This window comes from Vibrio sp. WZ-1 (genome assembly GCF_052037695.1).
GTDB lineage: Bacteria > Pseudomonadota > Gammaproteobacteria > Enterobacterales > Vibrionaceae > Vibrio.
Genome location: NZ_JBQEQR010000032.1, coordinates 1 through 21978 on the forward strand (window position 1 = coordinate 1; position 21978 = coordinate 21978).

Annotated in this window: 34 protein-coding genes; 5 read left to right on the top strand and 29 right to left on the bottom strand. The window is 45.8% G+C overall.

What is annotated here, in order from left to right; translation table 11 throughout:
• Positions 1–381: 381 nt before the first annotated feature.
• The 29 genes from rplQ to rpmE form a co-directional block, all read right to left on the bottom strand.
• A complete protein-coding gene (rplQ, locus tag ACTS60_RS00665; protein WP_005383141.1) occupies positions 382–762 on the bottom strand; it encodes a 50S ribosomal protein L17 in 381 nt (126 codons plus the stop codon).
• 26 nt (positions 763–788) lie between these two features.
• The gene (locus ACTS60_RS00670) at positions 789–1781 is read right to left on the bottom strand and encodes a DNA-directed RNA polymerase subunit alpha (RefSeq protein ID WP_440886774.1); all 993 of its coding nucleotides are present in this window, start codon (positions 1779–1781) and stop codon (positions 789–791) included.
• Between the two features lie 24 nt (positions 1782–1805).
• Positions 1806–2426: a 30S ribosomal protein S4 gene (gene rpsD, locus ACTS60_RS00675; RefSeq protein WP_005383146.1), complete on the bottom strand. Its 621-nt coding sequence runs from the start codon at positions 2424–2426 to the stop codon at positions 1806–1808.
• Positions 2427–2453: 27 nt separating this feature from the next.
• A complete protein-coding gene (gene rpsK / locus ACTS60_RS00680; protein WP_001118870.1) occupies positions 2454–2843 on the bottom strand; it encodes a 30S ribosomal protein S11 in 390 nt (129 codons plus the stop codon).
• An 18-nt stretch (positions 2844–2861) separates the two neighbouring features.
• Positions 2862–3218, bottom strand: a complete 357-nt coding sequence (gene rpsM / locus ACTS60_RS00685) for a 30S ribosomal protein S13 (protein ID WP_005450559.1) — start codon at positions 3216–3218, stop codon at positions 2862–2864.
• A 149-nt stretch (positions 3219–3367) separates the two neighbouring features.
• A complete protein-coding gene (gene rpmJ, locus ACTS60_RS00690) occupies positions 3368–3481 on the bottom strand; it encodes a 50S ribosomal protein L36 (protein WP_000868186.1) in 114 nt (37 codons plus the stop codon).
• 38 nt (positions 3482–3519) lie between these two features.
• Complete coding sequence (gene secY, locus ACTS60_RS00695; protein ID WP_005435093.1) at positions 3520–4854, bottom strand: preprotein translocase subunit SecY; 1335 nt, start codon at positions 4852–4854, stop codon at positions 3520–3522.
• 20 nt (positions 4855–4874) lie between these two features.
• Positions 4875–5309 carry a 50S ribosomal protein L15 gene (rplO, locus tag ACTS60_RS00700; RefSeq protein WP_005450562.1) on the bottom strand — a complete coding sequence of 145 codons (435 nt, stop codon included), beginning with the start codon at positions 5307–5309 and terminating at the stop codon, positions 4875–4877.
• A 5-nt stretch (positions 5310–5314) separates the two neighbouring features.
• Positions 5315–5491: a 50S ribosomal protein L30 gene (gene rpmD / locus ACTS60_RS00705; protein WP_000201159.1), complete on the bottom strand. Its 177-nt coding sequence runs from the start codon at positions 5489–5491 to the stop codon at positions 5315–5317.
• Positions 5492–5498: 7 nt separating this feature from the next.
• Positions 5499–6002 carry a 30S ribosomal protein S5 gene (gene rpsE / locus ACTS60_RS00710; protein ID WP_004745894.1) on the bottom strand — a complete coding sequence of 168 codons (504 nt, stop codon included), beginning with the start codon at positions 6000–6002 and terminating at the stop codon, positions 5499–5501.
• A gap of 14 nt (positions 6003–6016) precedes the next feature.
• Positions 6017–6370: a 50S ribosomal protein L18 gene (gene rplR, locus ACTS60_RS00715; protein ID WP_005435088.1), complete on the bottom strand. Its 354-nt coding sequence runs from the start codon at positions 6368–6370 to the stop codon at positions 6017–6019.
• Between the two features lie 9 nt (positions 6371–6379).
• Positions 6380–6913, bottom strand: coding sequence for a 50S ribosomal protein L6 (gene rplF / locus ACTS60_RS00720; RefSeq protein ID WP_010445333.1), 534 nt, complete (start codon positions 6911–6913; stop codon positions 6380–6382).
• A gap of 12 nt (positions 6914–6925) precedes the next feature.
• Positions 6926–7318 carry a 30S ribosomal protein S8 gene (rpsH, locus tag ACTS60_RS00725; protein ID WP_005450567.1) on the bottom strand — a complete coding sequence of 131 codons (393 nt, stop codon included), beginning with the start codon at positions 7316–7318 and terminating at the stop codon, positions 6926–6928.
• A 29-nt stretch (positions 7319–7347) separates the two neighbouring features.
• On the bottom strand, positions 7348–7653 hold the full coding sequence (gene rpsN, locus ACTS60_RS00730) for a 30S ribosomal protein S14 (protein ID WP_004410442.1): 306 nt from the start codon (positions 7651–7653) through the stop codon (positions 7348–7350).
• A gap of 17 nt (positions 7654–7670) precedes the next feature.
• Positions 7671–8210, bottom strand: coding sequence for a 50S ribosomal protein L5 (gene rplE / locus ACTS60_RS00735; protein WP_010445325.1), 540 nt, complete (start codon positions 8208–8210; stop codon positions 7671–7673).
• 23 nt (positions 8211–8233) lie between these two features.
• The gene (gene rplX / locus ACTS60_RS00740; protein WP_010445323.1) at positions 8234–8551 is read right to left on the bottom strand and encodes a 50S ribosomal protein L24; all 318 of its coding nucleotides are present in this window, start codon (positions 8549–8551) and stop codon (positions 8234–8236) included.
• Positions 8552–8564: 13 nt separating this feature from the next.
• On the bottom strand, positions 8565–8936 hold the full coding sequence (gene rplN, locus ACTS60_RS00745) for a 50S ribosomal protein L14 (RefSeq protein WP_004410450.1): 372 nt from the start codon (positions 8934–8936) through the stop codon (positions 8565–8567).
• A gap of 165 nt (positions 8937–9101) precedes the next feature.
• Positions 9102–9356, bottom strand: coding sequence for a 30S ribosomal protein S17 (gene rpsQ / locus ACTS60_RS00750; protein ID WP_006878390.1), 255 nt, complete (start codon positions 9354–9356; stop codon positions 9102–9104).
• Positions 9356–9547 (bottom strand): 50S ribosomal protein L29, encoded by a 192-nt coding sequence (rpmC, locus tag ACTS60_RS00755; RefSeq protein WP_004410456.1) that lies wholly within the window; start codon positions 9545–9547, stop codon positions 9356–9358. The genes rpsQ and rpmC overlap by 1 nt, the downstream gene beginning before the upstream one ends.
• Complete coding sequence (rplP, locus tag ACTS60_RS00760) at positions 9547–9957, bottom strand: 50S ribosomal protein L16 (protein ID WP_005379577.1); 411 nt, start codon at positions 9955–9957, stop codon at positions 9547–9549. The genes rpmC and rplP overlap by 1 nt, the downstream gene beginning before the upstream one ends.
• An 11-nt stretch (positions 9958–9968) precedes the next feature.
• Positions 9969–10667 carry a 30S ribosomal protein S3 gene (rpsC, locus tag ACTS60_RS00765; RefSeq protein ID WP_005435080.1) on the bottom strand — a complete coding sequence of 233 codons (699 nt, stop codon included), beginning with the start codon at positions 10665–10667 and terminating at the stop codon, positions 9969–9971.
• Between the two features lie 18 nt (positions 10668–10685).
• Positions 10686–11018 (bottom strand): 50S ribosomal protein L22, encoded by a 333-nt coding sequence (gene rplV, locus ACTS60_RS00770; protein ID WP_010445309.1) that lies wholly within the window; start codon positions 11016–11018, stop codon positions 10686–10688.
• Positions 11019–11028: 10 nt separating this feature from the next.
• Positions 11029–11307 (bottom strand): 30S ribosomal protein S19, encoded by a 279-nt coding sequence (rpsS, locus tag ACTS60_RS00775; protein WP_005431614.1) that lies wholly within the window; start codon positions 11305–11307, stop codon positions 11029–11031.
• A 21-nt stretch (positions 11308–11328) separates the two neighbouring features.
• Entirely contained in the window at positions 11329–12153 is an 825-nt protein-coding gene (gene rplB, locus ACTS60_RS00780; RefSeq protein ID WP_010445306.1) for a 50S ribosomal protein L2, read from the bottom strand.
• Positions 12154–12168: 15 nt separating this feature from the next.
• The gene (gene rplW, locus ACTS60_RS00785; protein WP_004398471.1) at positions 12169–12471 is read right to left on the bottom strand and encodes a 50S ribosomal protein L23; all 303 of its coding nucleotides are present in this window, start codon (positions 12469–12471) and stop codon (positions 12169–12171) included.
• Positions 12468–13070, bottom strand: coding sequence for a 50S ribosomal protein L4 (gene rplD, locus ACTS60_RS00790; RefSeq protein WP_005435074.1), 603 nt, complete (start codon positions 13068–13070; stop codon positions 12468–12470). Before rplD ends, rplW begins: the two co-directional genes overlap by 4 nt.
• A 17-nt stretch (positions 13071–13087) precedes the next feature.
• The gene (rplC, locus tag ACTS60_RS00795; RefSeq protein WP_005435072.1) at positions 13088–13717 is read right to left on the bottom strand and encodes a 50S ribosomal protein L3; all 630 of its coding nucleotides are present in this window, start codon (positions 13715–13717) and stop codon (positions 13088–13090) included.
• Between the two features lie 14 nt (positions 13718–13731).
• Entirely contained in the window at positions 13732–14043 is a 312-nt protein-coding gene (rpsJ, locus tag ACTS60_RS00800; RefSeq protein WP_004410492.1) for a 30S ribosomal protein S10, read from the bottom strand.
• Between the two features lie 457 nt (positions 14044–14500).
• Entirely contained in the window at positions 14501–14719 is a 219-nt protein-coding gene (rpmE, locus tag ACTS60_RS00805) for a 50S ribosomal protein L31 (RefSeq protein WP_010445294.1), read from the bottom strand.
• A gap of 297 nt (positions 14720–15016) precedes the next feature.
• Between rpmE and priA the strand changes: the two genes are divergently transcribed.
• From priA to hslU, 5 genes are all read left to right on the top strand, one after another.
• Positions 15017–17218 (top strand): primosomal protein N', encoded by a 2202-nt coding sequence (gene priA / locus ACTS60_RS00810; protein WP_440886775.1) that lies wholly within the window; start codon positions 15017–15019, stop codon positions 17216–17218.
• 204 nt (positions 17219–17422) lie between these two features.
• Positions 17423–18430, top strand: a complete 1008-nt coding sequence (cytR, locus tag ACTS60_RS00815) for a DNA-binding transcriptional regulator CytR (protein WP_440886776.1) — start codon at positions 17423–17425, stop codon at positions 18428–18430.
• A 199-nt stretch (positions 18431–18629) separates the two neighbouring features.
• The gene (gene ftsN / locus ACTS60_RS00820) at positions 18630–19175 is read left to right on the top strand and encodes a cell division protein FtsN (RefSeq protein WP_440886777.1); all 546 of its coding nucleotides are present in this window, start codon (positions 18630–18632) and stop codon (positions 19173–19175) included.
• Positions 19176–19491: 316 nt separating this feature from the next.
• Positions 19492–20043: an ATP-dependent protease subunit HslV gene (gene hslV, locus ACTS60_RS00825; RefSeq protein WP_009698878.1), complete on the top strand. Its 552-nt coding sequence runs from the start codon at positions 19492–19494 to the stop codon at positions 20041–20043.
• Between the two features lie 29 nt (positions 20044–20072).
• Positions 20073–21404, top strand: a complete 1332-nt coding sequence (gene hslU / locus ACTS60_RS00830; RefSeq protein WP_440886778.1) for an HslU--HslV peptidase ATPase subunit — start codon at positions 20073–20075, stop codon at positions 21402–21404.
• Positions 21405–21978 lie beyond the last annotated feature (574 nt).

Below are 21978 nucleotides of genomic sequence, written 5' to 3' on the forward strand. Positions count from 1 at the left end.
GAAGCGAGAAGCGAGAAGCGAGAAGCGAGAAGCGAGAAGCGAGAAGCGAGAAGCGAGAAGCGAGAAGCGAGAAGCGAGAAGCGAGAAGCGAGAAGCGAGAAGCGAGAAGCGAGAAGCGAGAAGCGAGAAGCGAGAAAATCATGTAGGGTTGGCACACAGTGTCGACCCTTTTTCTTTGAATTCAGATAATCAAATCCAAATATGGGCCAGTACTGCAAGTAACTTTCGCCGACCTCTCCGTAAACACATCTCATAGGACGAACTCCGAACTTGATTCTCAGTTCAAAGCGCTTCTGAGGAGCGTAGCTTGCACTTTCTCTAGCTTCAAAACGCAAAAAAGCCGAGCTAATGCTCGGCTTTTTTTGTTCTTACGAACTGAGATTACTCAGCAGCTTCTTCAGCAGCTGGGCGATCTACAAGCTCAATGTAAGCCATTGGAGCTTTATCACCAGCACGGAAGCCAGCTTTTAGGATACGAGTGTAACCGCCCTGACGAGCAGCAAAACGTGGACCTAGTTCGTTAAACAGTTTTGCAACTACTTCGTTATCACGAGTACGTGCAAATGCTAGACGACGGTTAGCAACACTGTCAGTCTTAGCTAGTGTAATCAAAGGCTCAACTACGCGACGTAGCTCTTTTGCTTTTGGCAAAGTAGTCTTGATAACTTCATGACGTACTAGAGAGCTAGCCATGTTGCTGAACATCGCTTTGCGATGTGAGCTGTTGCGGTTGAGTTGACGACCACTCTTACGATGGCGCATGACCTAATCCTTCTAACTAGTATCGATTAATCTTCAGCGATTGATGCAGGTGGCCAGTTTTCTAGGCGCATGCCCAGAGACAGACCACGTGACGCAAGTACGTCTTTAATCTCAGTAAGAGATTTTTTACCAAGGTTAGGCGTTTTAAGTAGCTCAACCTCAGTACGTTGTACTAGATCACCGATGTAGTGAATCGCTTCTGCTTTCAAACAGTTAGCAGAGCGAACTGTTAGTTCAAGATCGTCTACAGGACGCAGTAGGATCGGATCGAATTCTGGCTTCTCTTCCTTCTCCTCAGGTACACGTACATCACGAAGATCTACGAACGCATCCAATTGTTCAGCTAGGATAGTAGCTGCACGACGGATTGCTTCCTCAGGTTCTAGAGTACCGTTTGTTTCCATATCGATAACAAGCTTGTCTAGATCAGTACGCTGCTCTACACGAGCTGCTTCTACAGCGTAGGCAATTTTGTCTACAGGGCTGTAAGTAGCATCTACTAGTAGGCGACCGATTGGACGCTCATCTTCTTCAGTATGGATACGCGCTGAAGCTGGAACATAACCACGACCACGTTCTACTTTAATACGCATTGCGATTTCAGCGTTGTCATCCGTTAGGTGACAAATAACGTGTTCAGGGTTAGCGATCTCTACATCACCGTCATGGGTGATGTCACCTGCAACCACAGGGCCCGAGCCTGATTTGTTCAAAGTAATGAACACTTCATCTTTGCCTTCGGCAACGCGTACAGCCAAACCTTTAAGGTTTAGAAGAATTTCAAGAATATCTTCTTGAACGCCTTCTTTAGTGCTGTACTCATGAAGTACGCCTTCGATTTCTACTTCTGTCACAGCACAACCTGGCATAGAAGATAGAAGAATACGGCGAAGTGCATTACCCAGAGTATGACCAAAGCCACGCTCTAATGGCTCAAGAGTTACTTTTGCGTGAGTCGAGTTGATTTGTTCGATGTCAACTAGACGTGGCTTAAGAAATTCTGTTACAGAACCCTGCATTGTGTCCTCTCTTTAGTTTAAACCTTACTTAGAGTAAAGCTCGACGATCAATTGTTCGTTGATGTCAGCTGATAGATCAGAACGCTCAGGCATACGCTTGAATGTACCTTCCATCTTGCCACCATCTACTTCAATCCAAGTTGGTTTTTCACGTTGTTCAGCAACTTCTAGAGCCGCTTTGATACGAGCTTGCTGTTTAGCTTTCTCGCGGATAGAAACAACGTCATTAGCCGCTACTTTGAAAGAAGGAACGTTTACAACTTTACCGTTAACTAGGATAGCTTTGTGGCTAACTAGCTGACGTGCTTCTGCGCGAGTTGCGCCAAAGCCCATGCGGTAAACTACGTTATCAAGACGACCTTCAAGAAGCTGAAGCAGGTTCTCACCTGTGTTGCCTTTAAGACGTGCAGCTTCTTTGTAGTAGTTACGGAATTGTTTTTCTAGAACGCCGTACATACGACGAACTTTTTGCTTCTCACGAAGCTGAACGCCATACTCAGATAGACGACCGCGACGAGCGCCGTGTACACCTGGTGCGTTATCAATTTTACACTTGGTATCGATCGCGCGAACACCAGACTTAAGGAATAAGTCAGTGCCTTCACGACGGCTAAGCTTCAGCTTAGGACCCAAATATCTTGCCATGATCTTTCTCCAGTAATCTAAAAAACGTTATACGCGACGTTTCTTAGGTGGACGACAACCGTTATGAGGGATTGGTGTAGCATCAACGATGTTTGTGATGCGGAAACCAGCTGCGTTCAGAGCGCGAACAGTAGATTCACGACCTGGACCAGGACCCTTAACCATAACTTCCAAGTTCTTTAGACCGTATTCTTTAGCCATTTCAGCACAACGCTCAGCAGCAACCTGTGCAGCGAACGGAGTAGACTTACGAGAACCACGGAAACCAGAACCACCTGCAGTAGCCCAAGCTAGAGCGTTACCTTGACGGTCAGTAATGGTTACGATTGTGTTATTGAAAGAAGCATGGATGTGCGCAACGCCATCTGCAACTTGCTTGCGTACGCGCTTACGAGCGCGAGTTGGTTGTTTAGCCATTGTACTCTACCTTCCCGATTATTTCTTGATCGGCTTACGCGGACCCTTACGGGTGCGAGCGTTGGTTTTAGTACGCTGTCCACGTAGTGGTAGACTGCGACGATGACGAAGACCACGGTAACAGCCAAGGTCCATAAGACGCTTGATGTTCATAGATACTTCACGACGTAGATCACCTTCTACAGTGTACTTAGCTACACCATCACGCAGTTGATCGATCTGCTCTTCAGTTAGTTCACTGATCTTAACATCTTCAGCAATACCCACTTCAGCTAGGATAGCTTGAGAGCGAGTTTTACCGATGCCGTAGATCGCCGTTAGAGCGATTACAGCGTGTTTCTGATCAGGAATGTTAATGCCTGCTATACGGGCCATTATTCACTCCTAAGTGTTTCTATAAAAGAATTAGCCGCAGCAAAGCCCGTGATGGATACGCTGCGGAGTACTACTTCTTTTGCACGCAAAAGGTAGGCCGAGGAATATACTCGACCTAACCTTCGTTTTCAAGTAAAAATTTCTGCTAATTAGCCTTGGCGCTGTTTGTGCTTTGGCTCACTGCAAATCACGCGAACAACACCGTTGCGCTTGATTACTTTACAGTTACGGCAGATTTTTTTAACGGAAGCACGAACTTTCATTGCTAAACTCCGTAATTGAAACTGAGTCTACCGTCGAATTAACGACCGTAGCCTTTCAGATTCGCTTTCTTCAACACAGAATCATACTGTTGAGACATCAGATGAGTCTGTACCTGTGCCATAAAGTCCATGATAACAACAACTACGATAAGTAGTGATGTACCGCCGAAGTAGAAACGTACGTTCCACGCGACCATCATGAACTCGGGAATCAGACAGATAAAGGTAATGTACAGTGCACCCGCTAGGGTTAAACGTGTCATCACTTTATCAATGTACTTAGCTGTCTGCTCACCTGGGCGGATACCGGGTACGAATGCACCGGACTTCTTCAAGTTATCTGCTGTTTCACGCGGGTTGAAAACCAACGCCGTGTAGAAGAAACAGAAGAAAATAATCGCTGCTGCATAAAGCATTACATACAGCGGTTGACCTGGGCTAAGAGCCAAAGACACGTCAGTTAACCAACCGAACGCGCTGCTCTCACCGTTCTGACCAAACCACTGAGCCAGTGTTCCTGGGAACAGGATAATACTTGATGCGAAAATCGCTGGAATAACACCCGCCATATTAATTTTAAGTGGCAAGTGCGAGCTTTGCGCAGCAAATACTTTACGACCTTGTTGACGCTTCGCGTAGTTAACGACGATACGGCGTTGACCACGTTCCATGAAAACAACGAAGTAAATTACTGCAAAAGCTAATACCGCAATTAGCAACAGAAGAAGTACATGCAATTCACCTTGACGCGCTTGCTCGATTGTTTGACCGATTGCAGAAGGCAATCCAGCAACAATACCTGCAAAAATCAGAATGGAAATACCATTACCGATTCCTCGCTCTGTAATTTGTTCACCTAACCACATTAGGAACATGGTACCGGTTACTAAACTTACGGTAGCAATTAGCGTAAACATGGTTTGGTTCATAACAACCAGATTGTCGACCATGTTTGGTAAGCCAGTTGCAATACCAATAGCTTGGAATGTTGCAAGTACAAGCGTGCCGTAGCGTGTATATTGGCTGATCTTACGACGGCCTGCTTCACCCTCTTTCTTGAGTTCCGCTAACGCTGGATGAACTACAGTTAGCAATTGGACAACAATAGATGCCGAAATATACGGCATGATGCCCAATGCTAATATAGATGCACGCTCAAGAGCACCACCGGAGAACATGTTAAACATTTCAACGATGGTACCTTTTTGCTGTTCGAACAAATCGGCAAGTACAGCAGCGTCAATACCAGGAATCGGCACAAAAGAGCCGGCTCGGAATACTAAAAGTGCACCAATTACGAATAACAAGCGCGACTTTAATTCACTTAAGCCGCTCTGAGCACTACGAAAATCTTGTCCTGGTTTCTTAGCCATCTGTACCTCGTTCCTCGAGATTATTCCTCGATTTTACCGCCTGCAGCTTCGATTGCAGCTTTAGCGCCTTTAGTCACACGTAGACCTTTAACAGTCACTGCTTTGTTAATTTCACCAGAAAGAACAACTTTTACGAATTCGATGTTCTTAGTGATGATGTTAGCAGCTTTAAGGCTGTTTAGATCAACCACGTCACCAGAAACTTTCGCTAGCTCAGCTAGACGAACTTCAGCAGACACTAGGCTCTTACGAGAAGTGAAACCGAATTTTGGTAGACGTTGTTTCAGAGGCATTTGACCGCCTTCGAAACCTGGACGAACTTTACCGCCAGAACGTGATTTTTGACCTTTGTGACCACGGCCACCAGTTTTACCTAGGCCAGAACCGATACCACGACCTACACGCTTAGGAGCATGCTTAGAGCCCGCAGCCGGTGCAAGAGTATTCAAACGCATTCTGATTACTCCTCAACTTTAACCATGTAGTAAACCTTGTTGATCATACCGCGCACGCACGGAGTATCTTCAAGTTCTACTGTGTGGTTGATTTTACGAAGACCTAGACCACGCAAAGTAGCTTTATGCTTTGGTAGGCGGCCAATTGAGCTTTTAGTTTGAGTTACTTTAATAGTTGCCATGGTGTTCTTACTCCGAAATAGATTCAACAGTTAGACCACGTTTAGCAGCAACCATTTCTGGTGACTTCATGCTACCTAGTGCATCGATCGTTGCACGAACGATGTTGATAGGGTTCGTAGAACCGTATGCTTTAGATAGTACGTTGTGTACACCAGCAACTTCTAGTACTGCACGCATCGCACCACCTGCGATAACACCAGTACCTTCTGCAGCAGGCTGCATGTAAACTTTAGAGCCCGAATGGCGACCTTTCACTGGGTGGTGAAGAGTGCCTTCGTTTAGCGCGATCGTAGTCATGTTACGACGTGCTTTTTCCATTGCTTTTTGAATCGCTGCAGGTACTTCACGAGCTTTGCCGTAACCGAAACCTACACGACCGTTACCGTCACCAACTACTGTTAGTGCAGTGAAGCTCATGATTCGACCGCCTTTAACCGTTTTAGAAACGCGGTTAACTGCGATTAGCTTTTCTTGCAAATCATTCGCTTGAACTTGTTGTTCTTTAGCCATCTTCCAACCCTACCTTAGAATTTCAGACCAGCTTCGCGAGCAGATTCTGCTAGCGCCGCTACTCGACCGTGGTATTGGAAACCAGAACGATCAAATGCAACTGCAGTTACGCCTTTTTCAAGAGCGCGTTCTGCAACAGCTTTACCTACTGCTTTAGCTGCATCAACGTTACCAGTGTATTTCACTTGCTCACGGATCGCTTTTTCTACAGTAGAAGCTGCTGCGATAACCTCAGAGCCATTAGCCGCGATAACCTGTGCGTACACGTGACGAGGAGTACGGTGTACAACTAGGCGAGTCGCACCCAGTTCTGCAATCTTACGACGTGCACGTGTAGCACGACGGATGCGAGATGCTTTCTTATCCATAGTGTTACCTTACTTCTTCTTAGCTTCTTTAGTACGCACATTTTCATCTGCGTAACGAACACCTTTACCTTTGTAAGGCTCAGGTTGACGGTAAGAACGAATGTCAGCCGCAACTTGACCAACTAGTTGCTTATCACAACCAGTGATGATGATTTCAGTTTGGCTTGGACATTCAGCTTTAATACCCGCTGGCAACTCGTGCTCAACTGGGTGAGAGAAGCCTAGTGTTAGACCTACAGCGTTGCCTTTGATAGCAGCACGGTAACCAACACCTTTAAGAGTTAGCTTCTTAGTAAAGCCTTCAGTAACACCAACAACCATGTTATTAACTAGAGCGCGAGCTGTACCAGCTTGTGCCCATGCGTTAGTAACACCTTCTTTAGGACCGAAAGTCAGGTTGTTTTCTTCCTGAGCGATAACTACAGCGTCGTTAAGAACGCGAGTTAGTTCGCCTTTAGCACCTTTTACAGTGATTTCTTGGCCGTTTAGTTTCACCTCTACGCCAGCTGGAATAGCGACAGGTGCTTTTGCAACACGAGACATAGTCTACTCCTATTAAGCTACGTAACAGATGATTTCACCGCCAAGACCTGCTTTACGTGCAGCGCGGTCTGACATCAGACCCTTGGAAGTAGAAACGATAGCAATACCAAGACCACCCATTACAGAAGGAAGTTGATCTTTCTTCTTGTAAACACGTAGACCTGGACGAGAAACACGTTTAAGTTGCTCGATTACTGGTTTTGCTTGGAAGTACTTAAGTGTAACTTCTAGCTCAGGTTTTGCTTCGCCTTCAACAGCGAAGTCAACGATGTAACCTTCAGCTTTTAGTAGTGCAGCGATTGCAACTTTAAGCTTTGAAGAAGGCATTTTAACAGCAACTTTGTTTGCTGCCTGACCGTTACGAACACGGGTCAGCATATCCGAAATCGGATCTTGCATGCTCATATGATTTACTCCAAATGATTAAGTGGCAATTACCAGCTAGCCTTACGAAGTCCAGGAATCTCGCCTTTCATGCAAGCTTCACGAACTTTGATACGGCTTAGACCGAACTTACGTAGGTAACCGTGTGGACGACCAGTTTGGTTACAACGGTTGCGCTGACGTGATGCACTTGAATCACGTGGAAGAGATTGCAGTGTAAGAACCGCATTCCAACGATCTTCTTCAGATGCGTTTACATCGCTGATGATAGCTTTTAGCGCTGCACGCTTTTCAGCGAACTTAGCTACTAGCTTCGCACGTTTTGCTTCACGTGCTTTCATTGAATTTTTAGCCATAACAGTAACCCTTCACCTTACTTACGGAATGGGAAGTTAAAGGCAGCCAGCAGAGCACGGCCTTCCTCATCAGTACCAGCAGACGTCGTAATAGTGATGTCTAGACCGCGTACTCGATCAACTTTATCAAAGTCGATTTCCGGGAAGATGATTTGCTCGCGAACGCCCATGCTGTAGTTACCGCGACCGTCAAAAGACTTAGCGCTAACACCACGGAAGTCACGTACACGTGGAAGTGCGATAGAGATTAAACGCTCTAAAAATTCCCACATACGTTCGCCACGCAAGGTTACTTTACAACCGATAGGGTAGCCTTCACGGATTTTGAAACCAGCAACAGATTTACGCGCTTTAGTGATAAGTGGCTTTTGACCAGAGATCGTTGCCATATCAGATGCTGCGTTTTCTAGCAGTTTCTTATCGTTGATTGCTTCACCAACACCCATGTTTAGGGTGATTTTCTCGATTCTAGGGACTTGCATGACGCTTGTGTAGCTAAACTGTTTGGTCAGTTCAGCGACTACAGACGACTTGTAGTAATCATGCAGTTTCGCCATAGTAGAACTCCAAATTACTTCTATTAGTTAGAAACGATTTCGTTGTTAGATTTAAAGAAACGAACTTTCTTACCATCTTCAAAACGGAAACCGATACGGTCAGCTTTACCAGTAGCTGCGTTAAAGATCGCCACGTTAGAAACATCAATTGCTGCTTCTTGTTCAACGATACCACCTTGTTGACCTAGAGCCGGAACCGGCTTTTGGTGTTTCTTAACAAGGTTGATGCCTTCAACGATAACTTTACCAGTTGCTAGGACCTTAGTTACTTTACCTTTCTTGCCTTTGTCTTTACCAGCAAGAACGATTACTTCGTCATTACGACGGATTTTAGCTGCCATTTCTACGTGCTCCTTACAGAACTTCTGGAGCCAGTGAAACGATCTTCATGAACTTATCGCCACGAAGTTCGCGTGTCACAGGACCAAAGATACGTGTACCGATTGGTTGCTCTGTATTGTCGTTCAACAATACGCAAGCATTTCGGTCGAAGCGAATGACAGAACCGTCAGGACGACGTACGCCTTTACGGGTGCGCACTACCACCGCCTTCAGAACGTCACCTTTTTTAACTTTACCGCGAGGAATTGCTTCCTTAACAGTAACTTTGATAACGTCACCGATATGTGCATAACGGCGGTGAGAGCCACCCAGAACCTTAATACACATTACGCTGCGTGCGCCTGAGTTATCAGCTGCGTCCAGCATACTTTGCATTTGGATCATGTTAGTGCTCCGCTAAATTATAAAAAAACTAGACCCTCTCGGGTCGGGCTGCCTCTTTAAAAGGGACGCGAATTGTACCACCCTTTTTTTCAATTGGGTAGTCAAAAAATAAACGGCCCCAAAAATAATTTTTGGAGCCGTTTTATTTCATAGAATTAGCTAGGATTAACCTTTAGCTTTTTCTAGAACTTTTACCAAAGTCCAAGACTTAGTCTTAGACAGTGGACGACACTCAGCGATTTCAACTGTGTCGCCTAGGCCACACTCGTTGTTCTCGTCATGTGCGTGTACTTTAGTCGTACGCTTTACGAATTTACCGTAAATTGGGTGTTTCACCATGCGTTCGATAGCAACTACGATAGACTTGTCCATCTTGTCGCTAACTACACGACCTTGTTGAGTACGTTTTACTTCGCTCATTATGCGCCTGCCTTCTCAGTCAAAACAGTTTTCACACGTGCGATATCACGGCGTACAGCTTTCAGAGTATGAGTTTGCTGTAGCTGACCAGTTGCAGCTTGCATGCGCAAGTTGAACTGTTCGCGTAGCAAATTCAATAGCTCAGCGTTAAGCTCTTCAACGCTTTTCTCGCGTAGATCTTGTGCTTTCATCACATCACCTGCTTAGTTACAAATGTAGTCTTGAATGGCAGTTTACGAGCCGCTAGGCGGAACGCTTCACGAGCCAATTCTTCAGGTACACCACCCATTTCGTACATAACCTTACCAGGTTGGATTTGGGCTACCCAGTACTCAACGTTACCTTTACCCTTACCTTGACGAACTTCAAGTGGTTTTTCTGTGATTGGTTTGTCTGGGAACACACGGATCCAGATTTTACCTTGACGCTTAACGTGACGTGTCATTGCACGACGTGCCGCTTCAATTTGACGAGCAGTTAGACGACCACGGCCAACAGCTTTAAGACCGAATTCGCCGAAGCTTACATCAGTACCTTTAGCTAGACCACGGTTACGACCTGTCTGAACCTTACGGAACTTAGTACGTTTAGGTTGTAGCATCTGTCGACTCCTTACTTACGGCCTTTACGCTGCTTCTTAGGCTTGTCGCCTTTAGGCTCTACAGCGTTAGCTGCTGGCATACCACCTAGGATCTCACCTTTGAAGATCCAAGTTTTAATGCCGATCACACCGTATTGAGTGTGAGCCGAAGAAGTTGCGTAATCAATGTCTGCACGTAGAGTGTGTAGAGGCACACGGCCTTCACGGTACCACTCAGAACGTGCGATTTCAGCGCCGCCTAGACGACCGCTTACTTCCACTTTGATGCCTTTAGCACCTAGACGCATTGCGTTTTGTACCGCGCGCTTCATAGCACGACGGAACATAACACGACGCTCTAGTTGAGACGCGATGCTGTCACCAACAAGTTGTGCATCAAGTTCAGGCTTACGTACTTCAGCGATGTTAATTTGCGCTGGTACACCTGCAATTTTTGCTACAGCTGCGCGTAGTTTCTCAACGTCTTCACCTTTCTTACCGATTACAACGCCTGGACGAGCAGTGTGAATAGTCACACGGATGCTCTTAGCAGGACGCTCGATAACGATACGTGAAAGAGACGCTTTTTGTAGTTCCTTAGTTAGGAACTGACGTACCTTGAAGTCGCCGTCTAGGTTGTCAGCGAAATCTTTGGTGTTAGCAAACCATGTAGCATTCCAAGGCTTAACGATGCCAAGACGAATACCATTAGGATGTACTTTTTGACCCATTGCTTACTCTCCTAGTCTCTAGCGATCTGCTACAACAACAGTGATGTGGCTTGAACGCTTCAAGATACGATCCGCACGACCTTTAGCACGAGGCATAATACGCTTCATGATAGGGCCTTCATCTACAAAGATTTTTGCGACATTCAGATCGTCAATATCTGCACCTTCGTTGTGCTCCGCGTTAGCGATAGCAGACTCTAGAACTTTCTTAACTAGAACAGCAGCTTTTTTGTTGCTGAAAGTTAGGATTTCTAGAGCTTGGTCAACAGATTTACCACGAATTAGATCCGCAACTAAGCGAGCTTTCTGAGGCGAAATGCGAGCAAAGTTATGTTTAGCAATAGCTTCCATCATTTACTCCTTAACGCTTCTTAGCTTTCTTATCCGCAGCGTGACCGCGGTAAGTACGTGTTGGTGCGAATTCACCTAGTTTGTGACCGATCATTTCTTCGGTAACGAAAACAGGTACGTGCTGACGACCATTATGGACAGCGATGGTCAAACCGATCATCGATGGGATGATCATTGAACGACGGGACCAAGTCTTAAGTGGCTTTTTGTCTCCGCTTTCCACCGCTTTCTCTACCTTCTTCAGCAAGTGTAGGTCAATAAATGGACCTTTCTTGAGAGAACGTGGCATGGCGATTCCTCTTTATATAGATTACTTGTTACGACGACGTACGATGTACTTGTCAGTGCGTTTGTTCTTACGAGTCTTGAAGCCTTTAGTTGGCATACCCCAAGGAGATACTGGGTGACGACCGCCAGATGTACGACCTTCACCACCACCGTGTGGGTGATCAACCGGGTTCATTACTACACCACGTACGGTTGGACGTACGCCGCGCCAGCGTGAAGCACCAGCTTTACCAAGTTCACGTAGCATGTGCTCAGAGTTACCAACTTCACCGATTGTTGCACGGCCTTCAGAAAGAACTTTGCGCATTTCGCCAGAACGTAGACGGATAGTTACGTACGCACCGTCGCGAGCAACGATTTGAGCGTAAGCACCAGCCGAACGAGCTAGCTGACCACCTTTACCAGGTTTAAGTTCAACGTTGTGTACAGTTGAACCTACTGGGATGTTACGCATTGGTAGAGTGTTACCAGCTTTGATTGGTGCATCAACACCAGACTGAATAACATCACCCGCGTTAACACCTTTAGGTGCTAGGATGTAGCGACGCTCACCGTCTTTGTAAAGAACTAGAGCAATGTTTGCGCTACGGTTTGGATCGTATTCTAGACGCTCAACTGTCGCTGGGATACCGTCTTTAGTACGTTTGAAGTCAACTAGACGGTAGTGGTGCTTGTGACCACCGCCGATGTGACGTACTGTGATACGACCGTTGTTGTTACGACCACCATTCTTAGAGTTTTTCTCTAGAAGAGGTGCGTATGGCTTGCCCTTGTGTAGGTCAGCGTTAACAACTTTAACAACGTGACGACGACCAGGGGAAGTCGGCTTACATTTAACAATAGCCATTCTTAACTACTCCTGTTATTCCGCGCCGCCAACAAAGTCAAGATCTTGACCTTCTTTCAAAGTAACGTACGCTTTCTTAACGTCGCTGCGGCGACCTTGGCGTAGACCTTGACGTTTGGTCTTACCCTTAGTGATAAGAGTATTTACAGACTTAACTTCAACTTCAAAAAGCTTTTCTACAGCTGCTTTGATCTCTTTTTTAGTTGCATCTTTAGCTACTTTGAAAACGATAGTGTTCGCTTTCTCAGCTGCCATAGTTGCTTTTTCAGAGATGTGCGGAGCACGTAGAACTTTTAGGATACGCTCTTCAGTGATCATGCTAGCATCTCCTCAACTTGCTTAACTGCTTCAGCAGTCATTACAACTTTGTCGAACGCGATTAGTGAAACTGGGTCGATACCAGCAACATCACGTGCGTCAACTTTGTATAGGTTACGAGCAGCTAGGAATAGATTCTCATCTACTTCGCTAGTCACGATTAGAGCGTCAGTTAGCTCAAGCTCTTTAAGCTTAGCAACTAGCTCTTTAGTCTTTGGCGCTTCAACTGAGAAGTTATCAACAACGATTAGACGCTCTTGACGAACTAGCTCAGAAAGAATGCTCTTCATAGCACCGCGGTACATTTTTTTGTTTACTTTTTGGCTGTGATCTTGTGGTTTCGCAGCAAAAGTAACACCACCTGTACGCCAGATTGGGCTACGGATTGTACCAGCACGCGCACGGCCAGTACCTTTTTGACGCCATGGCTTAGCGCCACCGCCAGAAACTTCTGAACGTGTTTTTTGAGCACGAGTACCTTGACGAGCACCTGCTGCAAACGCAACAACTACTTGGTGTACAAGAGCTTCGTTAAACTCACGTCCGAAAGTAGTTTCGGAAACAGTTAGTGCATCAGCACCTTTAACCATTAGTTCCATTACTTACTCCTGAGACGTTATGCTTTAACAGCTGGTTTAACGATCACGTTGCCACCTGTTGAGCCCGGTACTGCACCTTTAATAAGAAGCAGATTGCGCTCAGCGTCAACACGTACGATCTCTAGGTTTTGAGTCGTTACACGCTCAGCACCCATGTGACCTGCCATTTTCTTGCCTTTAAATACGCGACCTGGAGTTTGACATTGGCCAATTGAACCCGGTGCACGGTGAGACAATGAGTTACCGTGAGTCATATCTTGAGTACGGAAGTTCCAACGCTTAACTGCGCCTTGGAAGCCCTTACCTTTAGATGTACCAGTAACGTCTACTTTCTTAGTTTCGTTGAATAGTTCAACTGTTAGCTCAGCGCCAACTGCGAACTCTTCACCGTTTTCCAAACGGAATTCCCAAAGACCGCGACCAGCTTCAACGCCAGCTTTAGCAAAGTGACCTGCTTCAGCTTTGTTTACGCGGTTAGCTTTCTTAGAACCAGCAGTTACCTGAATTGCTGCGTAGCCGTCTGTCTCAAGAGTTTTAACTTGAGAAACACGGTTTGCTTCAACTTCAACAACTGTTACTGGGATAGAAACGCCGTCTTCAGTAAATACGCGGGTCATGCCCACTTTACGACCGATTAGACCAATCATTCTTCTAATCTCCCTTAACCTAGGCTAATTTGAACGTCAACGCCCGCAGCAAGGTCTAGACGCATTAGAGCATCAACAGTTTTGTCTGTTGGCTCAACGATGTCGATTAGACGCTTGTGAGTACGAATTTCGTACTGGTCACGTGCTTTCTTGTTAACGTGTGGAGAGATAAGAACTGTGAAACGCTCTTTACGAGTTGGCAGTGGGATTGGACCACGAACCTGTGCGCCAGTGCGCTTAGCTGTTTCAACGATTTCCGCTGTAGAAGCGTCGATTAGTTTGTAATCGAATGCTTTTAGGCGGATACGGATACGTTGGTTCTGCATGAGACAGAGCTCCAATATTAAAAATTACACAAACAATATCGCCACTCAAACTCGTCAAGACGAGAGAATGCCGATTGATTTATGTGAAACCGTAGCGTCCAAGATTAGGACACATTGTCAGTTAATTTTCGATTAACTATCCCTATATACCAGAGTCACGTCTGGGGATAGTTTTTCCGAAGAAAAGATAGCTAATTGTATTAACCGCGAACATAAGCTGAGTCTACATTACCTTGTAAATCACTAGGATTTACTCGCTCCTCATTGCTCATTGGTTCACAACTGGCTTAACCAGTGCGAGGCATTATACAGATCACACTTTAGGATGCAAGAGCTGACTGAAAAATAATCGAACAAAATCCAATCACTCGATTTATCCATAAGTTCTGCCATCGCCATAAACAAAAAGGACGCCGTAGCGTCCTTTTTTAAACAGGAATGATAATAGCGCTGGCTATTACTTCTTGCTTGATAGTGCACCGAAACGCTTGTTGAAGCGATCAACACGGCCGCCTGTATCAACGATACGTTGCTTACCAGTGTAGAATGGGTGACACTTGTCACATACGTCTAGGTGGATAGATTCCTTCGCTAGAGTAGATTTGAACTCAAAAGAGTTGCCGCAAGAACAAGTAGCAGTTACTGCTTTGTATTCTGGGTGGATACCAGCTTTCATGGGATAACCTCAATAGTAGGCCGTGTCGCTATACGAATCTAAGCCGCACACCACACGTAATTAATATCAAAAATGCGATACCGCATCGACCAATTGCCGAAGCCATATCTCAAGGCGCAGTATAGTAATGAATCACCTTGCTAGGATCAACACATTTGGCAACTTTTTCGCCACTTTTTTCACCAGCACGTATATATAGAGGGCTTTCTTTTACCTTATTTGAGGATTACTCGAATTTCGCCGAGGGTTTTAATAGACTATACCCTCTTCTTCCCTCTTTTATATAGTTAAGATTCTATGCGCCCATCCATCGCTAGAGTGGCACTGCCGGTACCACTCGACAAACAGTTTGATTACATCATTCCTGGGCATCTCTTTCCGCTCATCGGAGGAAGGGTGTCTGTTCCTTTCGGCCGTCAGACCCTTGTCGGCATAGTCACAGCGATGGTAAACCATTCTGATTTTCCTAAAGAGCAACTAAAACCAATCAAAGCCGTATTAGATGCTCAACCTTTATGGCCAGAGAAATTGTACTCCTTACTGACTTGGTGCAGCCAGTTCTACCAATACCCTCTTGGTGACACGCTACACAATGCAATGCCTGCCGCCCTGCGAAAAGGGAAACCGGCCGACTTTGCCACATTACAAGAATGGCAAATCACCGAATCAGGTAAAAATAAGCTAATGCAGGGGCTGGGAAGAGCAGTCAAACAACAACGTGCATTACAAATGTTAGTGGATGGTGCGGTACCACACCAAGAGTTTATCGACCAAGAGATTGGCTCAACAGTCCTAAAGTCTTTAGAAGAAAAAGGCTGGATAGAACGCATCGAGAAGAAGCCAAGCATAACCAAATGGGGTAACCAAGTTGAGCGTGAAGTGGAAAAGCCCAAGCTCAACCATGAACAGGCCTTAGCAATCGCCAGTGTGAATAGCCAAACAGGGTTTGCCTGCTATTTATTAGAGGGCGTAACTGGCTCTGGTAAAACCGAAGTCTACTTGAACCTAATTAAGCCAGTTCTAGAGAAAGGCAAGCAAGCATTGGTTTTAGTGCCCGAGATCGGCTTGACGCCACAAACCATCAACCGCTTTAAACATCGCTTTAATGTTCCTGTGGATGTCATTCACTCCGGGTTAAATGATACCGAGCGACTCAACGCTTGGCTTTCTGCAAGAGATAAAGCCGCTGGCATCATTATTGGTACCCGCTCTGCTCTACTGACGCCTTTTGCTGACCTTGGCATTATTATCGTCGATGAGGAGCATGACTCTTCATACAAACAACAAGACAGCCTGCGCTATCACGCTCGTGATGTTGCGGTTATGCGCGCGCATAAGGAGCAAGTACCCATTGTACTTGGCTCAGCAACGCCTGCATTAGAGACACTGCATAATGCACTTAAAGGTAAGTATCATCATTTAACTCTCACTCAACGTGCCGGCTCTGCCGTACCAACGACGAATAAAGTACTCGATATAAAAGGCCTCTATTTAGATAGTGGATTATCCGCACCTTTGATTGCCGAAATGCGCAAACACCTGAAAGCCGGCAATCAGGTCATGCTGTTTTTAAACCGTCGTGGTTTCTCACCAGCGTTGATGTGTCATGAGTGTGGCTGGATTGCAGAATGTAAACGCTGTGATGCGTATTATACCTTCCACCAATACAGCAACGAGATTCGCTGTCACCACTGCGGTTCACAACAACCTGTAATTCATCAATGTCAGGGCTGTGGTTCGACGCAATTAGTCACTGTAGGGGTTGGTACCGAACAATTAGAGTTACAACTGGCAGAGCTTTTTCCGGAATACAAAGCCATTCGCATAGATAGAGACAGTACGCGCCGCAAAGGTAGTTTGGAAGGTGCGCTCGAGTCAATTCGTAAGGGTGAATACCAAATTCTGATTGGAACCCAGATGTTAGCGAAAGGTCACCACTTCCCTAACGTGACACTTGTTGCGCTGCTAGATGTGGATGGCTCTTTATATAGTAGTGACTTCCGAGCTTCCGAAAGGCTCGCTCAGCTTTTTATCCAGGTTGCGGGCCGAGCTGGCCGAGCGAGTAAGCCTGGTGACGTGATACTGCAAACTCACCACCCCGAGCACAGCTTGTTGCAAGCGCTGCTGCAAAAAGACTACCGACACTTTGCCATGACTGCACTAGAAGAGCGAAAATTGGCCCAGTTACCACCATATAGCTTTTTAACGCTATTTAAAGCAGAAGCAAACCAAAGTGAAGTGGTTGAGGACTTTCTACGCCAAGTCCGTTTTACCCTTGAATCACACCCGCTATTTGATGATTCCTGCATGGTATTGGGTCCTACGCCATCCCCATTAGCAAAGCGCGCCGGTAAGTATCGTTGGCAGTTATTGTTACAAACTCAGCACCGTTCGCTGATGCAAAAGTTATTGACCAGTGCAAAACCTGCTATTGACTTGTTGCCAAATGCCAAGAAAGTACGCTGGAATTTAGACATAGAACCACAAGACCTCAGCTAGCAAACGTTTAACTATGTAATGAATTACCGTCTTATGTGATAGAAATCACAATCGCATTGCAATTTTTGTTAATCAGGCCGTAACTTTCACTTTAGAAATGAATAGACTATCCAAATTAGCAAAGTCTAAAGTGGATCAATCACATAGGCTGATATTAGAACAATGACGAACGTCATCTGGCAATCAATTGAGAGGGTATAAACTATGGCGACAATGAAGGATGTTGCCCAGCTTGCTGGAGTCTCTACCGCAACCGTGTCGCGAGCTCTGATGAATCCGGAAAAGGTATCATCATCGACGCGCAAGAGAGTAGAAGACGCAGTACTCGAAGCTGGCTACTCACCGAATTCATTAGCACGCAATTTACGTAGAAATGAATCAAAAACCATTGTCACTATAGTTCCTGACATCTGCGATCCTTACTTTTCTGAGATCATTCGTGGTATCGAAGATGCAGCAATGGAACACGGTTACCTCGTCCTACTGGGCGACAGTGGTCAGCAGAAAAAACGTGAAAGCTCATTTGTAAACCTCGTCTTTACCAAACAAGCAGATGGCATGCTTTTACTCGGCACAGACCTACCATTCGATGTCAGTAAACCAGAACAGAAGAACTTACCACCTATGGTGATGGCTTGTGAATTTGCTCCCGAGCTTGAGCTTCCAACCGTACACATTGATAACCTAACCTCTGCTTTTGAAGCAGTGAACTACCTAACTCAATTAGGTCATAAGCGTATCGCTCAGATTTCAGGCCCAGAAAGCGCGGCACTGTGTCAGTTCCGTCAACAAGGTTACCAACAAGCGTTGCGTCGCGCTGGAATAACTAAAGAAGCACAATACAGTATCGTTACTGACTTCACCTTCGAAGGTGGGGCACACGCAATCCGTAAACTGCTCGAACTGCCAGAGCCACCAACTGCCGTCTTCTGTCATTGCGACACCATGGCGATTGGCGCGATCCAAGAAGCAAAACGCCTAGGATTAAGAGTGCCACAAGACATCTCAATTGTAGGGTTTGACGATATCCAATTTGCTCAGTACTGCGATCCACCGTTAACTACCATCTCTCAACCTCGTTATGAGATCGGCCGCCAAGCCATGCTAATGATGCTAGAGCTATTAAAAGGTCATGATGTACATTCTGGTTCTCGCTTACTTGAGACCAAGCTTGTTGTTCGAGGTAGTGCTGCGCCACCACCATTGCGTTAATAAACACATCACCACTTAAGCGACGCACCTAGCGTCGCTTTTTCTTATATCCAAGTCATTCTCGCTGAACCAAGCATCTCGAAGTGACTTGAGTATACCCTTTTCCTGCACGTAGCTAACAAGATTACACTGTCAGGGTGTTTTCTCTCCTCGTTCTGGATTACCATACTGTCAGAATCCTTGATGACCTGAAGTTACCGTGGCAAATAGAGATTATGTAAGACGTGGTCGTGGCACACCAAAGAAAACGGCCAAGAAACAACCATCGCGAAAAAAACCTTGGCGTAGTGGCCTACTAGCAGTGTTGCTCGTGGGGGGCTTTGGCTATGGCTTATACCTACTCAGCACCGATCCTGAGCCTGAAAAGCCAGTGGCAAAACAAGAGCCAGTAAAGACGAGCAAACCAAAACCAAAGAAAGAGCTTCCACCTCCTCCTGAAGAAAAGTGGGAGTATGTCGAATCTTTACCTAGCCGTGAAGTTGAAGTCGTTGCTAAGGAGATTGAAGTATCAAAGATCCCTTACGTGATGCAATGTGGTGCATACAAGACTCAAGCACAAGCGGAAGATCGTAAACTGGCAATCGCTTTCCAAGGCATCTCTAGTCAAATTCGTAAGAAAGAAGGCAGCTCTTGGTATCGTGTTGTACTAGGTCCATATAAATTCAAGCGCGATGCTGAAAAAGATCGCCACAAGTTGCAACGAGCGAAGATCGAGCCGTGCGCAATTTGGAAAGAGACTTTATAAGTCTGACTAAACCTTAAATCTAAAGACCAACTGAGAGATCTGTTGGTCTTTTCTTTTACCGAAGCCTCTACTCGCTTATTCTTCGCTCTAGAGAACGACTCGGGATAATCCATCACGATTAATGTAGCCCCGTGCGCTCTACGGCTATCATCAAACCACTTAACAAAAAGCGCTCGACCAAAGCCTCCCGCTCTCTTCCTCGTTCAAAACGACAAATCATAATGTCTACAAACGAAAAACGACTTCCCCTTGAATCCCGAAACCCTTCCCCCCATATAATGATTAAATCCAAAGAGAAATAATTAAGAGGTCGACTGTGACTACTATTGTATCTGTACGTCGAAACAACAAAGTCGTCATCGCGGGTGATGGCCAAGTATCGCTAGGCAACACGGTTATGAAAGGCAATGCACGCAAAGTTCGTCGCCTGTACAACAATCAAGTACTGGCTGGTTTTGCCGGTGGTACTGCCGATGCTTTCACTCTATTCGAGCGTTTTGAAAGCAAATTGCAAATGCATCAAGGCCACCTAACTAAAGCAGCAGTAGAACTGGCTAAAGACTGGCGTAGCGATCGCGCCTTGCGCAAACTCGAAGCGCTATTGGCTGTAGCAGATGAAACCGCTTCACTGATCATCACAGGTAATGGTGATGTGGTTCAGCCAGAAAATGACTTGATCGCCATTGGTTCTGGCGGTGCATACGCACAAGCAGCAGCCACTGCGCTATTAGAAAATACAGACCTAGATGCTCGTGAAATCGCAGAAAAAGCACTGAACATCGCGGGTGACATCTGTGTATTCACCAACCATCATCACACTGTAGAAGAACTAGAATCTACAGCAGAGCTTCCTAAGCCTACGGCTTAAGCGTAATCGTAACGAAGTAAGGAAAGAATATGTCTAAAATGACTCCTCGCGAAATCGTTCATGAACTGAACCGCCACATCATTGGTCAAGACAAAGCAAAACGTTCGGTTGCGATTGCACTGCGTAACCGCTGGCGTCGCATGCAACTTGAAGAAAGCTTGCGTGTAGAAGTAACACCAAAAAACATCCTAATGATTGGTCCAACTGGTGTGGGTAAAACTGAGATTGCTCGTCGTCTTGCAAAACTGGCTAACGCGCCGTTTATCAAGGTAGAAGCAACTAAGTTCACCGAGGTCGGTTACGTAGGTAAAGAAGTGGAAACCATCATCCGCGACCTAACAGATGTAGCAGTAAAAATGACCCACCAGCAAGCAATGGAAAAAGTAAAATTCCGTGCTGAAGAGCAAGCGGAAGAGCGCATTCTGGATGCTCTACTGCCACCAGCTCGCGATGCTTGGGGTCAATCTGAACAGAAAGAAGACACATCGAACACGCGTCAAATCTTCCGTAAAAAACTACGTGAAGGTCAACTAGACGACAAAGAAATCGACATCGATATTGCTGCTCCTCAAATGGGTGTTGAGATCATGGCGCCTCCTGGTATGGAAGAGATGACCAACCAGCTGCAGGGCATGTTCCAAAACCTAGCTGGTGACACCAAGAAGAAGCGTAAGCTGAAAATCAAAGACGCAATGAAAGCGTTGGCGGAAGAAGAAGCGGCGAAACTGGTTAACCAAGAAGAGCTGAAAGAATCTGCGATCTTCAACGTAGAGAACAACGGCATCGTATTTATCGACGAAATCGACAAGATTTGTAAGCGCGGTGAGAGCTCTGGCCCTGACGTGTCTCGTGAAGGTGTTCAGCGTGACCTACTACCTCTGATCGAAGGTAGCACAGTATCAACCAAGCACGGCATGGTGAAAACAGATCATATCTTGTTTGTAGCTTCAGGTGCATTCCAAGTGGCAAAACCTTCTGATCTGATCCCAGAGCTACAAGGTCGTCTACCTATTCGTGTTGAGCTGGAAGCGCTAACTAGTAACGATTTCAAACGCATCCTAACTGAACCAAAAGCGTCTCTGACCGAGCAGTATGTCGCGCTAATGAAAACCGAAAGCGTTGATGTAGAGTTCACTGAAGACGGCATCACACAAATCGCTGAAGCAGCGTGGACAGTTAATGAAACGACTGAAAACATCGGTGCTCGTCGTCTACACACAGTGATGGAACGCTTGATGGATGAGATTTCTTATGACGCGACAGAAAAAGCAGGTGAGAAGTTTGTCATTGATGCTGCTTACGTGAAAGACCGCCTAGGCGATACGATTGAAGATGAAGATCTAAGTCGCTTTATTCTTTAAGTAGCACTCTATAGAGTTCAAAGCCCAGAGCCATGCTTCTGGGCTTTTTTGTTCCGAATGACGGTTACTTTAGCAAGCTGTAAACCAAAAAAGTTCGTCATCCTAGTGAGCTCCAGCGAGACTAAGGATCTAGTAACAGCGCCCACCAACTCTTCCTCATTCACCTTAAATCAAAGCACAAACGGACTATAGATTCTGAATCACACTCGTTCCTCGTTGTTCAGAATGACGGTTACTTTAGCAAGCTGAAAACCAAAAGAGTTCGTCATCCTAGCGAGCCCAAGCGAGACTAAGGATCTAGTAACAGCGCCCACCAACTCTTCCTCATTCACCTTAAATCAAAACACAAGCGAACGATAGATTCTGAATCACACTCGTTCCTCGTTGTTCAGAATGACGGTTACTTTAGCAAACTCTAGACCAAAAGAGTTCGTCATCCTAGCGAGCCCAAGCGAGACTAAGGATCTAGTAACAGCACCCACCAACTCTTCCTCATTCACCTTAAATCAAAGCACAAGCGAACGATAGATTCTGAATCACACTCGTTCCTCGTTGTTCAAAATGACGGTTACTT

What these genes read in the sequence shown, in the direction of transcription:
- rpsJ (WP_004410492.1), bottom strand. Translation starts at nt 14,043, where the DNA reads ATGCAGAACCAACGTATCCGTATCCGCCTAAAAGCATTCGATTACAAA.
- rpsK (WP_001118870.1), bottom strand. Translation starts at nt 2,843, where the DNA reads ATGGCTAAACAACCAACTCGCGCTCGTAAGCGCGTACGCAAGCAAGTT.
- rplF (WP_010445333.1), bottom strand. Translation starts at nt 6,913, where the DNA reads ATGTCTCGTGTTGCAAAAGCACCTGTCGCTATTCCAGCTGGCGTAGAG.
- rplX (WP_010445323.1), bottom strand. Translation starts at nt 8,551, where the DNA reads ATGGCAGCTAAAATCCGTCGTAATGACGAAGTAATCGTTCTTGCTGGT.
- rplB (WP_010445306.1), bottom strand. Translation starts at nt 12,153, where the DNA reads ATGGCTATTGTTAAATGTAAGCCGACTTCCCCTGGTCGTCGTCACGTT.
- rpmJ (WP_000868186.1), bottom strand. Translation starts at nt 3,481, where the DNA reads ATGAAAGTTCGTGCTTCCGTTAAAAAAATCTGCCGTAACTGTAAAGTA.
- ACTS60_RS00670 (WP_440886774.1), bottom strand. Translation starts at nt 1,781, where the DNA reads ATGCAGGGTTCTGTAACAGAATTTCTTAAGCCACGTCTAGTTGACATC.
- rpsM (WP_005450559.1), bottom strand. Translation starts at nt 3,218, where the DNA reads ATGGCCCGTATAGCAGGCATTAACATTCCTGATCAGAAACACGCTGTA.
- rplV (WP_010445309.1), bottom strand. Translation starts at nt 11,018, where the DNA reads ATGGAAGCTATTGCTAAACATAACTTTGCTCGCATTTCGCCTCAGAAA.
- rplE (WP_010445325.1), bottom strand. Translation starts at nt 8,210, where the DNA reads ATGGCGAAACTGCATGATTACTACAAGTCGTCTGTAGTCGCTGAACTG.
- secY (WP_005435093.1), bottom strand. Translation starts at nt 4,854, where the DNA reads ATGGCTAAGAAACCAGGACAAGATTTTCGTAGTGCTCAGAGCGGCTTA.
- rplW (WP_004398471.1), bottom strand. Translation starts at nt 12,471, where the DNA reads ATGATCACTGAAGAGCGTATCCTAAAAGTTCTACGTGCTCCGCACATC.
- rpsC (WP_005435080.1), bottom strand. Translation starts at nt 10,667, where the DNA reads ATGGGTCAAAAAGTACATCCTAATGGTATTCGTCTTGGCATCGTTAAG.
- rpsE (WP_004745894.1), bottom strand. Translation starts at nt 6,002, where the DNA reads ATGGCTAAAGAACAACAAGTTCAAGCGAATGATTTGCAAGAAAAGCTA.
- rplO (WP_005450562.1), bottom strand. Translation starts at nt 5,309, where the DNA reads ATGCGTTTGAATACTCTTGCACCGGCTGCGGGCTCTAAGCATGCTCCT.
- rpsS (WP_005431614.1), bottom strand. Translation starts at nt 11,307, where the DNA reads ATGCCACGTTCTCTCAAGAAAGGTCCATTTATTGACCTACACTTGCTG.
- rpsQ (WP_006878390.1), bottom strand. Translation starts at nt 9,356, where the DNA reads ATGAGCGAAGTAAAACGTACTCAACAAGGTCGTGTAGTTAGCGACAAG.
- rpmD (WP_000201159.1), bottom strand. Translation starts at nt 5,491, where the DNA reads ATGGCAACTATTAAAGTAACTCAAACTAAAAGCTCAATTGGCCGCCTA.
- rplD (WP_005435074.1), bottom strand. Translation starts at nt 13,070, where the DNA reads ATGGAACTAATGGTTAAAGGTGCTGATGCACTAACTGTTTCCGAAACT.
- rplN (WP_004410450.1), bottom strand. Translation starts at nt 8,936, where the DNA reads ATGATCCAAATGCAAAGTATGCTGGACGCAGCTGATAACTCAGGCGCA.
- rplC (WP_005435072.1), bottom strand. Translation starts at nt 13,717, where the DNA reads ATGATTGGTCTAATCGGTCGTAAAGTGGGCATGACCCGCGTATTTACT.
- hslU (WP_440886778.1), top strand. Translation starts at nt 20,073, where the DNA reads ATGTCTAAAATGACTCCTCGCGAAATCGTTCATGAACTGAACCGCCAC.
- rpsN (WP_004410442.1), bottom strand. Translation starts at nt 7,653, where the DNA reads ATGGCTAAAAATTCAATGAAAGCACGTGAAGCAAAACGTGCGAAGCTA.
- rpmC (WP_004410456.1), bottom strand. Translation starts at nt 9,547, where the DNA reads ATGAAAGCACAAGATCTACGCGAGAAAAGCGTTGAAGAGCTTAACGCT.
- priA (WP_440886775.1), top strand. Translation starts at nt 15,017, where the DNA reads ATGCGCCCATCCATCGCTAGAGTGGCACTGCCGGTACCACTCGACAAA.
- rplR (WP_005435088.1), bottom strand. Translation starts at nt 6,370, where the DNA reads ATGGATAAGAAAGCATCTCGCATCCGTCGTGCTACACGTGCACGTCGT.
- rpmE (WP_010445294.1), bottom strand. Translation starts at nt 14,719, where the DNA reads ATGAAAGCTGGTATCCACCCAGAATACAAAGCAGTAACTGCTACTTGT.
- rpsD (WP_005383146.1), bottom strand. Translation starts at nt 2,426, where the DNA reads ATGGCAAGATATTTGGGTCCTAAGCTGAAGCTTAGCCGTCGTGAAGGC.
- cytR (WP_440886776.1), top strand. Translation starts at nt 17,423, where the DNA reads ATGGCGACAATGAAGGATGTTGCCCAGCTTGCTGGAGTCTCTACCGCA.
- rplP (WP_005379577.1), bottom strand. Translation starts at nt 9,957, where the DNA reads ATGCTACAACCTAAACGTACTAAGTTCCGTAAGGTTCAGACAGGTCGT.
- rplQ (WP_005383141.1), bottom strand. Translation starts at nt 762, where the DNA reads ATGCGCCATCGTAAGAGTGGTCGTCAACTCAACCGCAACAGCTCACAT.
- rpsH (WP_005450567.1), bottom strand. Translation starts at nt 7,318, where the DNA reads ATGAGCATGCAAGATCCGATTTCGGATATGCTGACCCGTGTTCGTAAC.